This window comes from Streptomyces sp. NPDC021115 (assembly GCF_044333065.1).
Taxonomy (GTDB): Bacteria; Actinomycetota; Actinomycetes; order Streptomycetales; family Streptomycetaceae; genus Streptomyces.
Genome location: NZ_JBIRQF010000009.1, coordinates 239,908 through 258,177, shown reverse-complemented (window position 1 = coordinate 258,177; position 18,270 = coordinate 239,908). Strand labels below are relative to the sequence as shown.

Here is an 18,270-nt window from a genome sequence, read left to right as displayed (position 1 = left end):
TCTCACGCCTGGCGGCGTGCCGCGATTGCCTCGTACACCATGCCGACCAGCAGCTCGTCGGCGTCCCGGCGGCCGAACTCGGCGGCGCGCCGCGACATCTCGTACAGCCGGTGCGGGTCGCCGAGCACCGGGAGCACATTGCTCTGCACCCATTCGGGCGTCAGTTCGGCGTCGTCGACCAGCAGTCCACCGCCCGCCTTGACCAACGGCTGGGCGTTGAGCCGCTGCTCACCGTTGCCGATGGGCAGCGGGACGTACGCGGCCGGCAGCCCGACGGCGGACAGCTCTGCGACGGTCATCGCGCCCGCGCGGCAGAGCATCATGTCGGCCGCGGCGTACGCGAGGTCCATCCGGTCCACGTACGGTACCGGGATATAGGGCGGCATTCCGGGCATGTTGTCCACATGCGGCAGTTCGTTTTTCGGGCCGACCGCGTGCAGCACCTGGATTCCGGCCCGCTGGAGGAACGGCGCGACCCGCTGGACCACCTCGTTCAGCCGGCGCGCGCCCTGCGAGCCGCCGGAGACCAGCAGCGTCGGCAGGTTGGGGTCGAGGCCGAAGGCCGCGCGCGCCTCGGGGCGGACCGCCGCCCGGTCCAGGGTGGCGATGGAGCGGCGCAGCGGGATGCCCACGTAGCGGGCGCCCCGGAGCTTGCTGTCCGGGGTGGAGACGCCGACGGACGTGGCGTAGCGGGAGCCGATCTTGTTGGCGAGACCGGGCCGGGCGTTGGCCTCGTGGACGATGATCGGCACGCCCAGCCGCTTGGCGGCCAGATAGCCGGGCAGGGCCACATAGCCGCCGAAGCCGACCACGCAATCGGCCTTGGTGCGCTCGAGGATCTGCTCGGCGGCCTTGATGGTGCCGCGCAGCCGCCCGGGGACGGTGATCAGCTCGGGCGTTGGTTTGCGTGGCAGCGGCACGGCCGGGATGAGGCCGAGTTCGTAGCCGCGCTCGGGCACGAGGCGGGTCTCCAGCCCGCGCTCCGTGCCGAGCGCCGTGATCCCCACGGTCGGATCCTGCCTCCGCAGGGCGTCCGCGAGGGCGAGCGCGGGCTCGATGTGGCCGGCGGTCCCCCCACCGGCGAGTACGACATGCACCGAAATTCACCGCTCTCCAGACGGCGGTTCCTTGACGCGCCGTCTCATCGTCTTCCGTCTCACCCGGGCCAGCTTCTTCCGCAAAGCAGGCTGCCGCATGGCCAGTGCCGCCCGTGCAGCGGGCTCGGCCCGTGCGAAGGCGATCAGCAGGCCAACGGCGAACATGGTCGGCAGCAGGGCGGACCCTCCGTAGGAGAACAGCGGGAGCGGAACCCCGGCGATCGGCAGCAGACCGAGCACCGCACCGATGTTGATCACGGCCTGGGCCGTGATCCAGGTGGTCACGCCTCCCGCGGCGTACCTCACGAAGGGGTCCTCCGTGCGTCCGGCCACGCGGATACCCGCATAGCCTAGAGCCGCGAAGAGGACGAGCACCGACAGCGTCCCCGCCAGGCCGAGTTCCTCCCCGGTAATGGCGAAGATGAAGTCAGTGTGCGGTTCAGGTAGTTCGCCCCATTTCTCCATGGACGCACCGAGTCCGGAGCCGAACCATCCGCCGTTGGCCAGAGCATAGATCCCATGCACCGCCTGCCAGCACTGATCGTTGGCTCCGGGCTCGGTGGCGCCGATGCAGGCGAGCCGGGACATCCGGTTGGCGCTGGTTTTGATCAGCAGCACGCCGATCACCCCGGCGAAGGCGAGCACGCCGGCGAAGAGCCGGGTGGGGGCGCCCGCCAGCCAAAGCAGGCCGAAAAGAATCGCCGTGAGAATGATCGCGGTGCCCATGTCGCCGCCCAGCATGATCACCCCGAGCAGCAGGGCGGCCGCCGGGACGAGCGGCACCAGAAGGTGCTTCCACTGCGCGAGCAGCCGCTTGTCCTGCTTGCGGGCCAGCAGATCGGCGCCCCACAGGACGAGCGCGAGCTTGCCGAACTCGCTCGGCTGGAGCATGAAGGGGCCGCCGAAGGAGATCCAGTTCTGGTTGCCGTTGACCGAAATCCCTATCCCCGGCACCTGGACCAGGCACATCAGGAAGACCGAGGCGGCCAGCAGCGGATAGGCGAAGGCGCGGTGCAGCTTGATCGGCATGCGCACGGCCAGCAGCATCAGCGCGGCGCCGAGCGCCGCGGCGAAGAGCTGCTTGCGGAAGAAGTACGAGGGCGCCAGGCCCGACTGGAGCGCCTTGATCTGGGACGCGGAGTAGACCATCACCAGGCCCAGCACGGTGATCAGCGCGGCGCCGCCGAGGATCAGGTAGTACGCGGTGAGCGGCCGGTCCCAGGCCTTCTTGGTGCGCTGCTGTGCGCTCCGCAGCGCGTCCAGGACGCTGCCCTTGGAGGGACGGCGGGGCGTGCGGATCATCGGGCGCCGGGGCGGCCTCGGCGCGCTCTGACGGGCCTTGCCCGCCGCGGCCTTGCCCGCCTTCCCGGCCCTGTTCTTGTCCTGGGGGGCCCGGTCGGTCCTGGGCTTGTCCTGGGGGGTCGCCTTGCCGCGGCCGCCCTGCGCGCGCCCGGGCGCCGCGGCCCGCGGCCGCCCGCCGCCGCCCGCCCGCTGCGCGGTGCGGCCGGTGGCTGCCGGGGCCTGCCGGGACCGCGGCGCGGCGGGCTGGTCAGGCGTCATGTCGTATCCCCTCCAGGTTCTCCGCGCGAGCGGTGGTCCTCGCGGGGGACCGGCGGGCTACTGCTCGTCCGTGACCGGACCGGAGGCCAGGTCGTGAACCGCCGCGGCGAAGGCGTCGCCCCGCTTGTTGTAGTTGGTGAACATGTCCATCGAGGCGCAGGCCGGGGCCAGAAGGACGGTATCGCCCGGCCGGGCGAGCCGGGCCGCTTCCCGGACAGCCGCCGCCATCGCCCCAGTGTCGGTCCGGTCGAGGTCCACGACCGGGACATCCGCTGCGTGTCGCGCGAGCGCTTCCCCGATCAGGGCGCGGTCGGCGCCGATCAGCACCACGCCGCGCAGCCGCGGGGCGGCCGTGGTCACGAGGTCGTCGAAGGTGGCGCCCTTGGCGAGGCCCCCGGCGACCCACACGATGTGCTCGTACGCGCCCAACGACGCCTCGGCGGCGTGGGTGTTGGTCGCCTTGGAGTCGTCCACGTAGCTCACGCCCTCGACGTCCGCGACGTGCTCCACCCGGTGCGGGTCCGGGCGGAAGGCGCGCAGCCCGTCCCGTACGGCCGCGGGCGGCACGCCGAAGGCGCGGGCCAGGGCCGCGGCGGCGAGCGCGTTGGCGATGTTGTGCGGGGCGGGCGGGTTGACGTCGGCGACCTCGGCCAGCTCCTGGGCGTGCTTCTGCCGGTTCGCGACGAAGGCCCGGTCGACGAGGATGTTCTCGACGACGCCGAGCTGGGAGGGGCCGGGGGTGCCGAGGGTGAAGCCGATCGCCCGGCAGCCCTCCTCGACGTCGGCCGCCCGGACCAGGTCCTCGGTGGCGGGGTCGGCGGCGTTGTAGACGCAGGCCACCTGGTTGCCCTCGTAGATCCGGCCCTTGTCGGCCGCGTAGGCCGCCATGGAGCCGTGCCAGTCGAGGTGGTCGGGGGCGAGGTTGAGCACCGTGGCGGAGTGGGCGCGCAGCGAGGGCGCCCAGTGCAGCTGGTAGCTGGACAGCTCGACGGCGAGCACGTCGTACGGGGTGTCACCCAGCACGATGTCCAGGAGCGAGACGCCGATGTTGCCGACGGCGGCGGTGCGCAGCCCGGCCGCCTCCAGGATGGACGCCAGCATGCGCACGGTGGTCGTCTTGCCGTTGGTGCCGGTGACGGCGAGCCAGGGCGGGGCGTCCGGGCCACGCAGCCGCCAGGCCAGCTCCACGTCGCCCCACACGGGGACGCCCGCCTTCTCGGCGGCCAGGAAGAGCGGGCTGGTGGGCTTCCAGCCGGGCGTGGTGACGACCAGCTCGGTGCCCTCGGGCAGGGTGTCCCCGTCGCCGAGCCGGACCGTGATGCCGAGCGGCTCCAGTTCGGCGGCCTGGGCGCGCTGGGGGTCGCCGTCGCTTCCGTTGACGACGGTCACCGTGGCCCCGAGGCCCCGCAGCGCACGCGCTGCGGGGACCCCGGAGACGCCGAGTCCGGCGACGGTGACATGCCGTCCGGCGAGGTCGGTGACGTCGATGGTCACGAAGCCCGCCAGCCCGCGTAGAAGATGCCGAGTCCGACGATCACGCACATGCCCTGGATGATCCAGAAGCGGACCACCACAAGGACTTCGCTCCACCCCTTGAGTTCGAAGTGGTGCTGGAGCGGTGCCATCCGGAAGACCCGGCGCCCGGTGAGCCGGAACGAGCCGACCTGGATGACCACGGACAGGGTGATCAGGACGAACAGCCCGCCGAGGACGGCCATCAGCAGCTCCGTACGGGAGCAGATGGCGAGCCCCGCGAGGGCGCCGCCGAGCGCGAGCGAGCCGGTGTCCCCCATGAAGATCTTGGCGGGCGAGGTGTTCCACCACAGGAAGCCGAAGCAGGCGCCCATCAGCGCGGAGGCGACGACCGCGAGGTCGAGCGGGTCGCGCACCTCGAAACAGGACGAGGGGTTGGTGAGGGTCTGCGCGTTGGCGCAGGACTCCTGGTACTGCCAGACTCCGATGAAGGTGTAGGCGCCGAAGACCATCACGGAGGCGCCGGTGGCCAGGCCGTCCAGGCCGTCGGTGAGGTTCACGCCGTTCGACATCGCGAGGATCATGAACAGCGCCCAGATCGCGAAGATCACCGGGCCGAAGGACCAGCCGAAGTCCTGGACGAAGGAGAGCCGGTCGGAGGCCGGGGTCTGCTGGCGGGCGTCGGCGAAGTTCAGCGCGAGGATCGCGAAGGCGACGCCGACGATCAGCTGTCCGGCCATCTTGGCCTTGGCCCGCAGGCCCAGGCTGCGCTGCTTGACGATCTTGATGTAGTCGTCGAGGAAGCCGACCAGGCCCATGCCCGCGAACAGGAAGAGCACCAGCACACCGGAGAAGGTCGGCTGGCTGCCGGTGATCACCTTCGTCACGGCGTAGGCGATCAGCGTGGCCAGGATGAAGGAGATGCCGCCCATGGTGGGCGTGCCCTTCTTGCTGCCGTGCGTCCGCGGGCCGTCGTCCCGGATGTACTGGCCGTAACCCTTGCGGGCGAGCAGCTTGATCAGCAGCGGGGTGCCGATCAGGGTCAGAAAGAGCCCGATGGCTCCGGAGAAGAGGATCTGCCTCATGGCGGGTACGTGTTCTTCTCCCGCGGCGAGGCCACCGGCGAGGAGGATCTGCCCCATGGTCATCGCCCGGCGACCTCACCCTCGAGCAACGCCTGCGCGAGTGCCTCCAGGCCGACCGACCTGGACGCCTTCACCAACACGACATCCCCCGGTCGCAGCTCGCTCCGCAGCAGATCGACCGCTGCCCGCACGTCGGACACGTGCACCGACTCCTCACCCCACGAACCCTCGTTCTTGGCGCCCATGTCCAGCCACGCGGCCTCCCGGCCGCCGACCGCCACGAGCTTGCTGACGTTGAGCCGGACGGCCAGCCGCCCGACCGCGTCGTGCTCGGCCAGTGACTCATCGCCCAGCTCGGCCATCGGGCCCAGCACCGCCCACGTACGACGCCCCGGTTGAGCTGCGCCCATCGCGGCCAGCGCGCGCAGCGCGGCTCGCATGGACTCGGGGTTCGCGTTGTAGGCGTCGTTGACGACCGTCACGCCGTCCGAGCGCTCGGTGACCTCCATCCGCCAGCGGGAGAGCTGCCCCGCCTCGGAGAGCGCCACGGCGATCTCGTCGACGGACATGCCCGTCTCATGGGCGACGGCGGCCGCGGCGAGCGCGTTCGACACGTGGTGCTCACCGTACAGGCGCATGGTCACGTCACCGCACCCGGTAGGGGTGTGAAGCGTGAAGGCGGGGCGGCCACCGTCGGCAAGCCGGACATTCGAGGCACGCACCTGGGCGTCCTCGGTCTCGCCGAACAGGACGGTACGGGCCTTCGTACGGGACGCCATGGCGCGCACCAGGGGGTCGTCGGCGTTGAGCACCGCCACCCCGCCGTCCTCGGCGGAGGGCAGCGCCTCGACCAGTTCGCCCTTGGCCTCGGCGATCTGCTCGCGGCCGCCGAACTCGCCGATGTGCGCGGTGCCGACGTTGAGGACGAGCCCGATGCGGGGCGGGGTGAGGTCCGTCAGATAACGGATGTGGCCCTTGCCTCGGGCGCCCATCTCCAGCACCAGGTGCTGGGTCGTCGGATCGGCGCGCAGCGCGGTCAGCGGCAGCCCGATCTCGTTGTTGAACGAGCCGTGCGTCCACACGGTCGGGCCGTGCCGCTGGAGCAGCTGGGCGATGAGGTCCTTGGTGCTGGTCTTGCCGGCGGAGCCGGTGAGCGCCACCACGGTGGTGCCCAGACGCTCGACGACGGCGCGGGCGAGCGCGCCCATGGCGGCGACGACGTCGGGGACGACGATCGCCGGAACGGGGGCGTCCGGTGTGGAGACCGGGCGGGTGGCCAGGACCGCCACCGCGCCCGCCTCGACCGCGCCGCGCGCGTAGTCGTGGCCGTCCACGCGCTCGCCGGGGAGCGCGGCGAACAGGCTCCCGGGCCGCACCTCGCGGGAGTCGATCACGACGGGTCCTGTGACCTTCAGGTCAGGGTCCGGTATGTCGTGCGGCTGCCCACCGACGAGGCCGGTGATCTCGGTGAGGGACAGTGGGATCACTGATCACCTCCGGCCGTGCGGGAGAGCTGCCTGGAGGGGGCTGGTGCGCGCATGGCGGTCTGTCATCCCTGGTTGTCTTGAAGTGTGTGCCCGTGCGGTTCGCTGGCCTCGGGGCGTCGCGGACCGCGCCCCTTGGCTCGCTCGCTGAGCTCGATGGCTTCCCGCAGGACCTGGCGGTCGTCGAAGGCGCGAACCACCCCGGCGATCGTCTGGCCCTGCTCATGGCCCTTGCCCGCGACGATCACGGTGTCGCCGGGTTCCGCGCGGGCGACGGCGGCGGCGATGGCGTTGGCCCGGTCCTCCTCGACCAGGACGTCGCCGCGCTCGTGCGCGGGCACCTCCGCGGCGCCCGCGAGCATCGCGGCGAGGATGGCGAGCGGATCCTCGGAGCGGGGGTTGTCCGAGGTCAGCACGGCCGTGTCGGCGTACCGGGCCACCGCGGAGCCCATCGGCCCGCGCTTGAGCCGGTCGCGGTCGCCGCCGCAGCCGAGGACGGCGTGCAGCTTGCCGTCGGTGACCTTGCGCAGGGCGCGCAGCACCGACTCCACGGCGTCGGTCTTGTGGGCGTAGTCGACCACCGCGAGGTACGGCTGGCCCACGTCGACGCGCTCCAGCCGGCCGGGCACGCCGGGGACGGCGCCGATGCCGTCCGCGGCCGTCTGCGGGTCGATTCCGGCGACGGCGAGCGCGACGAGGGCGGCGAGCGCGTTGGCGACGTTGAACGGACCCGCGATCGGGGCGGCGGCCCGTACCGTCTCGCCGTTCGGGCCGATCGCGGTGAACGTCGAGCCGAGCGGGCCGACCTCGACGTCGTCGGCGCGCCAGTGGGCGTCGGGGTGGCCCTCGGCGGAGAAGGTGGTGACCGGGACCTCGGACTCCTCGATGAGCCGACGGCCGTACTCGTCGTCGTAGTTGATCACTCCGGCCCGGCTGCGGGCCTTGGTGAACAGCTGCGCCTTGGCCTGGAAGTAGTCCTCCATCCCCGAGTGGAACTCCATGTGCTCCGGGGAGAGGTTGTTGAAGACGGCGACATCGAAGACGCAGCCGTCGACGCGGCCGAGGACCAGGGCGTGGCTGGAGACCTCCATGACGACCGAGTGGACGTCGCGCTCGCGCATGACCGCGAACAGCGCCTGGAGGTCGGTGGCCTCGGGGGTGGTGCGCTCGGACTTGATGCGCTCGTCGCCGATGCGCATCTCGACGGTGCCGATCAGCCCCGTCGGACCGCCGCCCGCCTTCTCCGCGGCCGCCCTGAGCCCGCCGTCGACGAGGTAGGCGGTGGTGGTCTTGCCTGAGGTACCGGTGATGCCGATCTGGAGCAGGCTGTGGCCCGGCTCGTCGTAGATCGTGGCGGCCAGCGCGCCCATCCGGCCGCGCGGGTTGTCCACGACCAGGACCGGCAGCCCGGTGGCGGCGGCCCGCTCGGCACCGTCCGGGTCGGTCAGCACGGCGGCCGCGCCGAGGTCGGCGGCCTGGGCGGCGAAGTCCGCGCCGTGCAGCCGGGCGCCGGACAGCGCGGCGTACACATCGCCCGGGCGCACCGCGCGCGAGTCATGGGTGATCCCGGTGACCGCGGCCTCCGCGGGGAGACCGGAGGCATCGATGCCCAGCTGGTCGGCCAGCTCCGCCAGCGGTACGGGCCGGACCTGGAGAGGGCGGGGCGCTCCCGGGTATTCCACAGAAACGTCCTTCTGAGGGGTTTGAGACTGATCAGCTTCGGGCACGGCGGTGAGCGTACCCGGCCCACCCGCTCCGTCGCGAAATCCGGCGGCGGAGCAGCGGCGCACCGGCCCCTGGTTCCCGGGCTCCGGCGTGATCGTCGTCACGGCTGGACCCGCTCACTGGCCCGGGCTGTAGCTCACGGGGAGCCGCTTGGGCTGCGCACCCGTAGGCGGGACCTGGAGCGACTTGAGCCCGAACTCCATGACCTTCTTGTAGACCGGACCGCAGACCTGCCCGCCGAAATAGCTGCCCTTGGTGGGATTCTGCACCGCGCAGTAGACCGTGAGGCGCGGTTTGTCGGCTGGTGCGAAACCGGCGAAGGAAGCGGTGTAACCGTGGTAATGGCCGGTTTTCGGGTCCACGCGGTTGGAGGTGCCGGTCTTGCCGGCGACCAGATAGCCGGGGATCTTCGCCTTGGCGCCGGTGCCCTCCTGGTCGTCCACGACCGACTCCAGCATCTCGGCGAGCGTCTTCGCGGTCTTCTCGCTCACCACCCGGGTCTTCTTGGGCGCCGGACCGGGGCTGAAGTCGCCGCCGGGGCCCCGGGTGCCGCGCACCAGGCTGGGGGCGATGCGCTGGCCGCCGTTGGCGACGGTGGAGTAGACGGAGGCCGCCTGGACGGCGTTGAGCGACAGGCCCTGGCCGAACGGGATGGTGTACGCCTGCGAGGGGCTCCAGTCCCGCGGCTTGGCCAGGATGCCCGGGGTCTCGCCGGGGAGGTCGAGCCCGGTGGGCTGCCCGATGCCGAACCGCCGCAGATAGGAGTAGAGGATCTGGTTCCTCCGCTTCTCGTTCTTGGCCAGCTGCTCGGTGGCGAGGATGGTGCCGATGTTGCTGGACTTGGCGAGCACCCCGTTGAGCGTGAGGTACCAGGTGGGGTGGTCGATGTCGTCGGCGAAGGCCCGGCCCGCGCGCGGCAGCCGGTTCGGGACCTCCACCTGGGTGTCCCAGCGGGCGGCGCCCTCCTGGAGCACGGCGGCCATCGACATCAGCTTGCTGACGCTGCCCGGTTCGTACGCGTCGGAGACGGCGGCGTTGCCGAGGGCGTCGCCGTCCGCGGCGGAGATGTCGTTGGGGTCGAAGCCGGGGGCGTTGGCCATGGCCAGCAGCTGTCCGGTGCGGGTGTCCTGGACGACGACGTAGCCGCGGTCCGCCTGTGACTTCTTCACCTGCTCGGAGATGGCGCTCTGGGCGGCCCACTGGATGTCGCGGTCGATCGTCAGCTCGACGTCGCTGCCGGGCACCGCGGGCTTCTCGCTGAGGTCCCCGGTGGGCACCTGATGGCCGCCGGACTGGGCGTAGACGCGCTTGCCGTCCTTGCCCGCGAGCTTGCCGTTCAGATGCTGCTCGATCCCCGCGGCGCCGCGCCCGTCGGCGCCGATGAAGCCGAGGATCCCGGCGGCGAGGGAACCGCCCGGGTAGACCCGCTTGCTGTGCGACTCCCGGTTGACCCCGGCCAGGACGTTGGTGCCCTTGCCCTTGGCCGCGGCGTCGTCCAGGTTGCTCTTCAGGTCCTTGATCTGGTTCCAGACCTGCGGGGTCTGCTGCCGGGCCAGCACGGCGTACTGCGACTTCGGGTTGTCGGTGAGCTTCTCCTCGAGGTCCGCCTCGTTCTTCCCGAGGATCGGCGCGAGGAGGGCGGCCGCCTGCCGGGGCGCGTCCTTCATCTTGGCGTTGCGCGGGGTGAGCAGATCGGGGGCGGCGGTGATGTCGTACGCGTCCACGGTGGTGGCCAGGTTGACGCCGTCGCGGTCGGTGATGGAGCCGCGCTCCGCGGACAGCTTCACCGGGATGTAGCGGTTGACGTTGGCCTTGGCGGCGTACGCGGAGGCGTCCACGGCCTGCACCTGGAGCAGCCGCACGACGAAGACCAGCATGACCAGGGTGAGGCCGAGGCTGATCAGCCGCAGCCGGGGCCGCGGGCTGCCAAGACGCAGCTGCGACGAGGCGCCCCCGGGGCGCCCGCCGCGCTGTGCGCCGGGGCGCGGGGCGCGCCCGGCGGGGCGGCGCTGCGCCCCCTGGCGCGGGCGGCGGTCGCGGTCGCCGCGCGGCGCCGCCGGGCCGGGCACCCGCCGGCGGGGGTCCTGGGGTCGCGTCACCGTGTCACCTGCCAGGGGCCGGGGTGGTCGGGGCGCCGGTGGCGGCCGCCGGGGGCGCGGGGCTCGCCGACGGCAGGACGGCCGGGGCCTTGGTGGAAGCCGAGGGCGCCGGGGTGGGGGTGGGGTCGAGCACGAGCGGAGGCAGCGGGCCGGGGGCGTGTGCCACCGAGGGCTGCCCGGTGGCCGGTGCGGGCACCCCGGCGATCGTGCCGTCCGGGTTGAGGAAGGCCGGGCTGCCGCCGGGCACCATGCCCAGCTCCCGGGCGCGCTGCTCCAGCGCGCCGGGGGCGGAGAGCTGATCGACCTCCTGCTGGAGCGCCTGGCGCTCGTCGCTCAGCTCGTCGGTCTGCTTCTCCAGCTTGGTCAGCTCGAACGAGCCCTGGTTGAGGGAGGAGTTCAGCAGCAGCAGCGCGATGAGGCCGGAGCCGAGCAGGACGACGACGAGCAGCACGAAGGGCGTGCGCCTGGCCGTGGCCGCCCCCTGCGCACTGGTAAGCCTTCTGGCCCCGGCGAGCCCTTTCGCCCCGGCCGCCCTCACAGGGCGTCCTCGCGGATGCGCTCCGCGCCCCGGAAGCGGGCCGGGGCGGCGCGGCGGTTCTCGGCGATCTCTTCCTCGGTGGGCAGCTCGGCGCCGCGGGTCAGCAGCTTGAGCCGGGGCTGATAGCGCTCAGGGACGACCGGCAGGCCGGGCGGCGCGGTGTTGGTGGCACCGGCCGCCAGCACCTGCTTGACCAGCCGGTCCTCAAGCGAGTGGTACGACAGCACGGCGATCCGCCCGCCCACCGCGAGCGCCGCCACGGCCGCCGGAACGGCCCGCTCCAGCACCGCCAGCTCGCCGTTGACCTCGATGCGCAGCGCCTGGAAGGTGCGCTTGGCCGGGTTGCCGCCGGTGCGCTTGGCGGCTTGCGGCAGGGCGTCGCGGATCAGCTCCACGAGCCGGGCACTGTTGCTGAACGGCTCCTTGGCGCGCTCCCTGACCACCGCGTCCACGATCTTCTTGGCGAACTTCTCCTCGCCGTACGCCCGCAGGATGCGCACCAGGTCGCCGGGCGGGTAGGTGTTCAGCACCTCGGCGGCGCTGATGCCCGCCGTCTGGTCCATCCGCATGTCCAGCGGGGCGTCCTGCGCGTAGGCGAAGCCGCGCCCGGCCTCGTCCAGCTGCATGGATGAGACGCCGAGGTCGAACAGGACGCCCTGGACGCGCGGCACCCCGAGCCGGTCCAGCACCTCGGGCAGCTCGTCGTAGACGGCGTGCACCAGGGTCGCCCGGTCGCCGTAGGGGGCCAGCCGCTCACCGGCCAGCCGGAGCGCGTCGGGGTCGCGGTCGAGGGCGATGAGCCGGGCCGCGGGGAAGCTGCTCAGCAGCGCCTCGCTGTGCCCCCCGAGGCCGAGCGTGCAGTCGACCACCACCGCGCCGGGTTCGGCGAGGGCGGGGGCCAGCATGTCCAGGCAGCGCTGAAGCATGACGGGAACGTGGAGAGCGTTGCTGCTCATTGCGCTGCTCGTGCGCCCTTCTGAGGGTCTGGCGTGGCGGGTACGCACCGCCGGGTCCCCACCCGCTCTGAAGGGGAAGCGGCCGACTGGCGCCGGGGAAGTGACGTCAGGCGACCGGAGCGGGAGGAGGCCGAGGGGTACGTACGCACCGCGCTCACGCGAAATTTCCGGGATCCAAGGGGAGCGTCACGCCTCCCACTTCGCGCCACTTTAGTCCACTCGTCCCTTCGGTCAACCAACCGGCCAGCGCGTCCCGCCACCGGAGTCGACAGGAGCGGAACGGTTCCGTCCGAACGCGCCGGGACGGGGCGCACGGGAGCGTGAAGTGGCTCACAATCACCCCTTCGGAGCACCTGATGCCCTCCTTTGCGCAACCTAAAGAAAAGACAAAATCCCCTGGTGGGCTTAGGGTCATAGCCATGTCGATATCAGCGTCGCAGCCGCAGTCCCAGTCCTCCGACAGCGCCGCCGGCACCGCCGGTTCGGTCACCGATCGCCTCGTCGAGGCCAACCGTCAGTACGCCGCGGGCTTCACCGACCCCGGTATGGACGCGCGCCCCGTGCAGCACGTCGCCATCGTCGCCTGCATGGACGCACGTCTCGATCTGCACGAAGCGCTCGGCCTGGAGCTGGGCGACTGCCACACCATCCGCAACGCGGGCGGTGTGGTCACCGACGACATCATCCGTTCCCTGACCATCAGCCAGCGCGCGCTGGGCACCCGCAGCGTCGTGCTGATCCACCACACCGGCTGCGGCCTGCTGAACCTCACCGAGGACTTCCGGCACGAGCTGGAGGAGGAAGTGGGCCAGCGGCCGTCGTGGGCGGTCGAGTGCTTCAAGGACCTCGACGCCGACGTACGCCAGTCGATCGAGCGGGTGCGCACCTCGCCGTTCCTGCTGCACCGCGACGATGTGCGGGGCTTCGTCTTCGATGTGACGACCGGTCTGCTGCGCGAGGTCGAGCCCCGCGCCTGAGTGGATTTTCAGCCCTAACTCGTACAAGCGTGACAAATAACCCCGGGTTATCCACAGCCGAGTGACGCGAGACGGCGAAGACCGCAAGAATGCGTAGATGACATCGTCCCCCGCAACCCCGCGGGGGACGGTGACAGCGTTTGCGGTGGGCCGGTCCGTCCCTGGGTGGGACAACAGTCGGCCCTGAGAACGGGCCGAGGAGGGCCGGGTGACGACCTATGACGAACGAGCGAGCCTCAGCGATCTGACCACCACAGTGGAGCGCGTCCGCCGGTCGGTGGAGGGTGTGATCGAGGGCAAGCCCGAGGTCGTACGGCTTTCGCTGACCGTGCTGCTCGCCGAGGGGCATCTGCTGATCGAGGATGTCCCTGGCGTGGGCAAGACCATGCTCGCCAAGGCGCTCGCGCGGTCCATCGACTGCTCGGTGCGCCGTATCCAGTTCACTCCCGACCTGCTGCCGTCGGACATCACCGGGGTGAGCATCTACGACCAGCAGCGCAAGGAATTCGAGTTCAAACCGGGCGCGATCTTCGCCCAGATCGTCATCGGCGACGAGATCAACCGCGCCTCGCCCAAGACCCAGTCCGCGCTCCTTGAATCGATGGAAGAGCGCCAGGTCACCATCGACGGCAAGAGCTACGAACTGCCCGGCCCCTTCATGGTGGTGGCCACGCAGAACCCGGTCGAGATGGAGGGCACCTATCCGCTGCCCGAGGCGCAGCGCGACCGCTTCATGGCGCGCGTCTCCATCGGCTACCCCAGCCCACAGGCGGAGCTGGAGATGCTGGACGTGCACGGCGGGGTCTCCCCGCTGGACGACATGCAGCCGGTCGCCCACGCCCACGAGATCGTCAAGCTGGTCGAAGCGGTGCGCTCGGTGCATGTCGCCGAGGCCATCCGGCGGTATGCGGTGGACCTGGTGTCCGCCACCCGCAACCATCCCGATCTGCGGCTCGGCGCCTCGCCCCGGGCCACCCTGCACCTGCTGCGGGCCGCCAAGGCGGCCGCCGCGCTGGCCGGGCGGGACTTCGCCCTCCCCGACGATGTGCAATCCCTCGCCGTCCCCGTCCTGGCCCACCGGCTGCTGCCGACCGCCCAGGCCCAGCTGAACCGGCGCACCGCGGAGCAGGTCGTCGGGGACATCCTCCAGCGCACCCCGCTGCCCACCTCCGGGCAGCGGTCCGGCGGCCCTGTGCCGCCGGTGCCCCCCATGCCCCCGATGGACTACGGGCAGCAGCCGGGCAGCCGGAGGCTGTGATGACCACAGGGGGGACGGGCGCGGGCCCCGGGAGCGCCGGAAGCGGGGAGGACCGGGGCACGATCCGGGCGGCGCTCGCCGGGCTGACCACCCGCGGCCGGTCCTTCCTGGCCGCCGGGGTCGCCGCCGCGGTGTGCAGCTATGTGCTGGGCCAGGCCGATCTGCTGCGGGTGGGGCTGCTGCTGGCGGCCCTGCCCCTGGTGTGCGTGGCCGTCGTCCACCGCACCCGGTACCGGGTCGCGGGCAGCCGGCGGCTCGCGCCCGCGCGGGTCCCGGCGGGCTCCGAGGCCCGGGTGCACCTGCGGATGGACAACGTGTCGCGGCTGCCCACCGGGCTGCTGATGCTCCAGGACCGGGTGCCGTACGTGCTGGGGCCGCGCCCCCGCTTCGTGCTGGACCGGGTGGAGCCGGGCGGCCGCCGCGAGGTGTCCTACCGGGTCCGTTCCGATCTGCGCGGCCGCTATCCGCTGGGCCCGCTCCAGCTGCGGCTCGACGACCCGTTCGGGATGTGCGAGCTGACCCGCGCCTTCAGCGCGTACGACACGCTCACCGTGGTGCCCCGGGTCGAGCCGCTGCCCGCGGTGCCGCTGACCGGCGAGGCCGCGGGGTACGGGGACGGGCGGCACCGCTCGCTGGCCCTGGCCGGTGAGGACGATGTGATCCCGCGCGGCTATCGCCACGGCGACGATCTGCGCCGGGTGCACTGGCGGTCCACCGCGCGCTACGGAGAGCTGATGGTGCGCCGGGAGGAGCAGCCGCGGCGCGCCCACTGCACCGTGCTGCTGGACACCAGGGGCATCGCCTACGAGGGCGCGGGGCCCGACGCCCCCTTCGAGTGGGCGGTGTGCGGCGCGGCCTCGGCCTCGGTGCACCTGCTGGAGCGGGGCTATGCGGTCCGGTTGCTGACCGACACCGGAACCTCGGTGCCAGGACCGGAGGGCGGGGGCGGATTCGCCGGTTCCACGCATGACTCCGCGGAGACGGCCGGGCTGATGCTGGACACCCTCGCGGTGGTGGACCACTCCGACGAGGACGGGCTGTCCCTCGCGTACGACGTGCTGGGCGGCGGCGGTGAGGGTCTGCTGGTGGCCTTCCTGGGCGATCTGGACGAGGAGCAGGCGGCGCTCGTCGGCCGCATGCGGCACCGCGCCACGGCGGCCGTGGCGTTCGTCATGGACGGCCCGGCCTGGTCGCGCGGGCTGGAGCCCGCCGACCCTGGGCAGCTGGAGGACGCGCTGCGCCGGCTGCGCGAGGCGGGGTGGACGGCGCTGCCGGTCGCCCCGGGCGCCTCGCTGGCGGAGCTGTGGCGGCAGGCCGACGGGCACGGCGCCACCCGGGCCGACACCGGGCATCCGGTCGTCGGCGGCATGACAGGGAGCTGGGGATGAGTGGGAGCGTTCGGCTGGCGGTCTGCGCGGCGGTGGCCACGGCCGCGGCCGCGTGTGCGCTGCTGCCGCTGGTGAATCCGGCCGGGTGGCTGCTCCAGGCCGTGCTGCTGCTGGCGGTCCAGAGCGCGGCGGGCGTGGCCGCCCGCCGGGTGCCGCTGGCCCGTCCGCTGACCGTGGCGGGGCAGGGCCTGGTGATGATGCTGCTGCTCACGGCCGTCTTCGCCTCCGGGCAGGCGTTCGCCGGAGTGGTGCCGAGCCCGGAGGCCCTCCATGAGTTCGGGCTGCTGCTGCGCGAGGGCGCCAGCGACGTCGGCCAGTACGCGACCCCGGCGCCGGTCACCGACGGCATCCGGCTGCTGCTGGTCGGCGGGGTGCTGCTGATAGGGCTGGTGGTCGACGCGCTCGCGGTGACGTACCGCAGCGCGGCCCCCGCCGGGCTGCCGCTGCTCGCGCTGTACTCGGTCGCGGCTGGCCTGTCGGACGACGGCAGCGACTGGGTGTGGTTCCTGGTAGCGGCGGCCGGTTATCTGCTGCTGCTCCTGGCCGAGGGCCGGGACCGGCTCTCCCAGTGGGGCCGCGTCTTCAGCGGCGGCGCCCCGCGCGCACCGGGCATGCCGCCCTCGGGGCTCGGCGGAGCCGGTGGCGCCCCGGCGTCGGCCCCGGTCCGGGCGGGCCACCGGATCGGCGTGCTGGCGCTGGGCATCGCGGTCGCGGTGCCCGCGGTGCTGCCGTCCCTGGACGGCGGGCTGCTGGACCGGCGGGGCAGCGGCGGCGGGCCGAGCGGCGGCGGCACCATCTCGGCGGTGAATCCGCTGGTGTCGCTCCAGGACAGCCTGAACCAGCCGGAGAACAGGGAGGTGCTGCGGTACCGCACCTCCTCGCAGACCACCCAGGACATGTATCTGCGGATCGTGGCACTCGACAAGTTCGACGGCGCCTCCTGGAAGTCGTCGGAGCGGCACGTCACCGATGTGCCGAACCGGCTGCCGTCGCCGCCCGGCCTCAGCCCCGCGGTCCGGACCACCTCCGTGGACACGTCCATCTCGGCCGCCGAGTGGTACGCGCAGAACTGGCTGCCCCTCCCCTACCCGGCCGACAAGGTGCAGATCGACGGGCGCTGGCGGTACGAGCCGGAGGGCCGCACGCTGGTCGGCGACCGCGGCCAGACCACCCGGGGCGCCCGCTACCGGGTCACCAGCCTGCTGGTCGAGCCGACCGCCGACCAGCTCGCCAGCGCCCCGCCGGCGCCCCCGCGGGTGCAGCGCGAGTACACCGAGGTGCCGGACTCGCTCCCGCCCGTGGTCTCCCGGACCGCGCGCGAGGTGACCGCGGGCGCGTCCAACGCGTACGAGAAGGCGGTCAAGCTCCAGGACTGGTTCGCGGTGAACGGGGGCTTCCGGTACGACACCGAGGTGCAGTCCGGCAGCGGTTCGGCCGCCATCGCGAAGTTCCTGAAGCAGAAGGCGGGCTTCTGCGTCCACTTCTCGTTCTCCATGGCCGCCATGGCCCGGACGCTCGGCATACCGGCGCGGGTGGCCGTGGGGTTCACTCCCGGCACCTCGCAGGCGGACGGTTCGGTGTCGGTCGGGCTCAAGGACGCCCACGCCTGGCCCGAGCTGTACTTCGAGGGGGTCGGCTGGACCCGCTTCGAGCCCACCCCGAGCCGCGGCACCCAGCCCGACTACACGATGGAGCAGACGCCGTCGGGCGAGGTCCCCGACGAGCCGTCGTCCCAGCCGAGCACCAGCTCCGAGCCGTCGGCCGCGCCGTCCGCCTCGGACAGCTGCGCACCGGAGCTGCGGAAGCAGGGCGGCTGCGAGGCCGCCGCGGTGCCGCAGCCCGGTGACGGCGCCTCGGGCGGCGGATTCTCGGTGGCCACGGTCGCCGGCTGGAGTGCGCTGGCGCTGCTGCTCGTGGTGGTGCCGCTGCTGCCCATGCTGTGGCGACGGCGGCTCCGGGCCCGCAGACTGGACGGCTCCGGCGGGCGCACCGAACAGGACGCCGCCGACCGGACCCTGGCGGCCTGGCACGAACTGGTCGATTCGGCCTGGGACTTCGGCGTCCTGCCGGACGACTCGCAGACCTCGCGCAAGGCCGTGGCCCGGATCGTGCGGCTCGCCGAGCTGGACGACGAGGCGAGCCGGGCGGCGGAGCGGGTGGCCATGGCGGTCGAGCAGGTGCTGTACGCGCCACGGCCGCGCCCGGTTGCCGGGGTCGCCGACGATGTGCGGCGCGTCCTGGCCGGTCTCCAGGCCGGGGCCGGGCGCCGGGAGCGGCTGCGGGCCCTGCTGGCCCCGCGCTCGGCGGCCCAGGTGGTGTGGTCGGGCGCCCAGCGCTGGTCCGCCCTGGTCGACCGCTGGGGAGCCCCCCGCTGGGCCCGCTGGGCAGCCCAGCTGCGCACCCCCCGCGGCGAGCGAGGCTGAGAACCGCCCCGGGCCCCTTCCACCGTCGGCACCACCGCCGGTGGAAGGCACCGGGTGGGGGTGGGCTTGGTGCGGCCCGGCGCGGGGCTCGTCCGATACGGACCGGGGCGGCTGGTGCCCGTACATGAGTGAGGGGCGGGGGGCGGGGGGGGCCCCCCCCCACAAAATCGTTATCAGTCGCCCAGGGCCCGCTCAAAAACCCCGCCC

13 protein-coding genes are annotated in these 18,270 nt (G+C 72.7%); 4 read left to right on the top strand and 9 right to left on the bottom strand.

Annotation, left to right across the window (positions count from 1 at the left end):
* Nucleotides 1–2: 2 nt before the first annotated feature.
* From murG to rsmH, 9 genes are all read right to left on the bottom strand, one after another.
* Nucleotides 3–1,097 carry an undecaprenyldiphospho-muramoylpentapeptide beta-N-acetylglucosaminyltransferase gene (murG, locus tag ACH4TL_RS27150; protein WP_123106667.1) on the bottom strand — a complete coding sequence of 365 codons (1,095 nt, stop codon included), beginning with the start codon at nucleotides 1,095–1,097 and terminating at the stop codon, nucleotides 3–5.
* A gap of 6 nt (nucleotides 1,098–1,103) precedes the next feature.
* Nucleotides 1,104–2,399: a putative lipid II flippase FtsW gene (gene ftsW / locus ACH4TL_RS27145; RefSeq protein WP_398320657.1), complete on the bottom strand. Its 1,296-nt coding sequence runs from the start codon at nucleotides 2,397–2,399 to the stop codon at nucleotides 1,104–1,106.
* A 315-nt stretch (nucleotides 2,400–2,714) separates the two neighbouring features.
* On the bottom strand, nucleotides 2,715–4,151 hold the full coding sequence (murD, locus tag ACH4TL_RS27140; RefSeq protein WP_398320027.1) for a UDP-N-acetylmuramoyl-L-alanine--D-glutamate ligase: 1,437 nt from the start codon (nucleotides 4,149–4,151) through the stop codon (nucleotides 2,715–2,717).
* Nucleotides 4,148–5,215, bottom strand: a complete 1,068-nt coding sequence (gene mraY / locus ACH4TL_RS27135; RefSeq protein ID WP_398320660.1) for a phospho-N-acetylmuramoyl-pentapeptide-transferase — start codon at nucleotides 5,213–5,215, stop codon at nucleotides 4,148–4,150. The genes murD and mraY overlap by 4 nt, the downstream gene beginning before the upstream one ends.
* A 59-nt stretch (nucleotides 5,216–5,274) precedes the next feature.
* The gene (gene murF / locus ACH4TL_RS27130) at nucleotides 5,275–6,702 is read right to left on the bottom strand and encodes a UDP-N-acetylmuramoyl-tripeptide--D-alanyl-D-alanine ligase (protein WP_398320030.1); all 1,428 of its coding nucleotides are present in this window, start codon (nucleotides 6,700–6,702) and stop codon (nucleotides 5,275–5,277) included.
* A 62-nt stretch (nucleotides 6,703–6,764) separates the two neighbouring features.
* Nucleotides 6,765–8,528: a UDP-N-acetylmuramoyl-L-alanyl-D-glutamate--2,6-diaminopimelate ligase gene (locus tag ACH4TL_RS27125; protein WP_398320033.1), complete on the bottom strand. Its 1,764-nt coding sequence runs from the start codon at nucleotides 8,526–8,528 to the stop codon at nucleotides 6,765–6,767.
* Nucleotides 8,529–8,540: 12 nt separating this feature from the next.
* Complete coding sequence (locus ACH4TL_RS27120) at nucleotides 8,541–10,523, bottom strand: peptidoglycan D,D-transpeptidase FtsI family protein (protein ID WP_398320036.1); 1,983 nt, start codon at nucleotides 10,521–10,523, stop codon at nucleotides 8,541–8,543.
* 4 nt (nucleotides 10,524–10,527) lie between these two features.
* Entirely contained in the window at nucleotides 10,528–10,974 is a 447-nt protein-coding gene (locus ACH4TL_RS27115; protein ID WP_398320039.1) for a septum formation initiator family protein, read from the bottom strand.
* 83 nt (nucleotides 10,975–11,057) lie between these two features.
* Complete coding sequence (gene rsmH, locus ACH4TL_RS27110) at nucleotides 11,058–12,017, bottom strand: 16S rRNA (cytosine(1402)-N(4))-methyltransferase RsmH (protein WP_398320042.1); 960 nt, start codon at nucleotides 12,015–12,017, stop codon at nucleotides 11,058–11,060.
* A 419-nt stretch (nucleotides 12,018–12,436) separates the two neighbouring features.
* Between rsmH and ACH4TL_RS27105 the strand changes: the two genes are divergently transcribed.
* From ACH4TL_RS27105 to ACH4TL_RS27090, 4 genes are all read left to right on the top strand, one after another.
* Nucleotides 12,437–12,994, top strand: coding sequence for a beta-class carbonic anhydrase (locus tag ACH4TL_RS27105; RefSeq protein ID WP_398320045.1), 558 nt, complete (start codon nucleotides 12,437–12,439; stop codon nucleotides 12,992–12,994).
* A gap of 208 nt (nucleotides 12,995–13,202) precedes the next feature.
* A complete protein-coding gene (locus ACH4TL_RS27100) occupies nucleotides 13,203–14,252 on the top strand; it encodes an AAA family ATPase (protein ID WP_398320048.1) in 1,050 nt (349 codons plus the stop codon).
* Nucleotides 14,252–15,640, top strand: a complete 1,389-nt coding sequence (locus tag ACH4TL_RS27095) for a DUF58 domain-containing protein (RefSeq protein WP_398320051.1) — start codon at nucleotides 14,252–14,254, stop codon at nucleotides 15,638–15,640. Before ACH4TL_RS27100 ends, ACH4TL_RS27095 begins: the two co-directional genes overlap by 1 nt.
* The gene (locus ACH4TL_RS27090; protein WP_398320054.1) at nucleotides 15,637–18,063 is read left to right on the top strand and encodes a transglutaminaseTgpA domain-containing protein; all 2,427 of its coding nucleotides are present in this window, start codon (nucleotides 15,637–15,639) and stop codon (nucleotides 18,061–18,063) included. Before ACH4TL_RS27095 ends, ACH4TL_RS27090 begins: the two co-directional genes overlap by 4 nt.
* Nucleotides 18,064–18,270 lie beyond the last annotated feature (207 nt).

Coding starts and splice junctions, on each gene's coding strand:
- ftsW (WP_398320657.1), bottom strand. CDS start 2,399: ATGATCCGCACGCCCCGCCGTCCCTCCAAGGGCAGCGTCCTGGACGCG.
- mraY (WP_398320660.1), bottom strand. CDS start 5,215: ATGAGGCAGATCCTCTTCTCCGGAGCCATCGGGCTCTTTCTGACCCTG.
- rsmH (WP_398320042.1), bottom strand. CDS start 12,017: ATGAGCAGCAACGCTCTCCACGTTCCCGTCATGCTTCAGCGCTGCCTG.
- ACH4TL_RS27105 (WP_398320045.1), top strand. CDS start 12,437: ATGTCGATATCAGCGTCGCAGCCGCAGTCCCAGTCCTCCGACAGCGCC.
- ACH4TL_RS27095 (WP_398320051.1), top strand. CDS start 14,252: ATGACCACAGGGGGGACGGGCGCGGGCCCCGGGAGCGCCGGAAGCGGG.
- ACH4TL_RS27090 (WP_398320054.1), top strand. CDS start 15,637: ATGAGTGGGAGCGTTCGGCTGGCGGTCTGCGCGGCGGTGGCCACGGCC.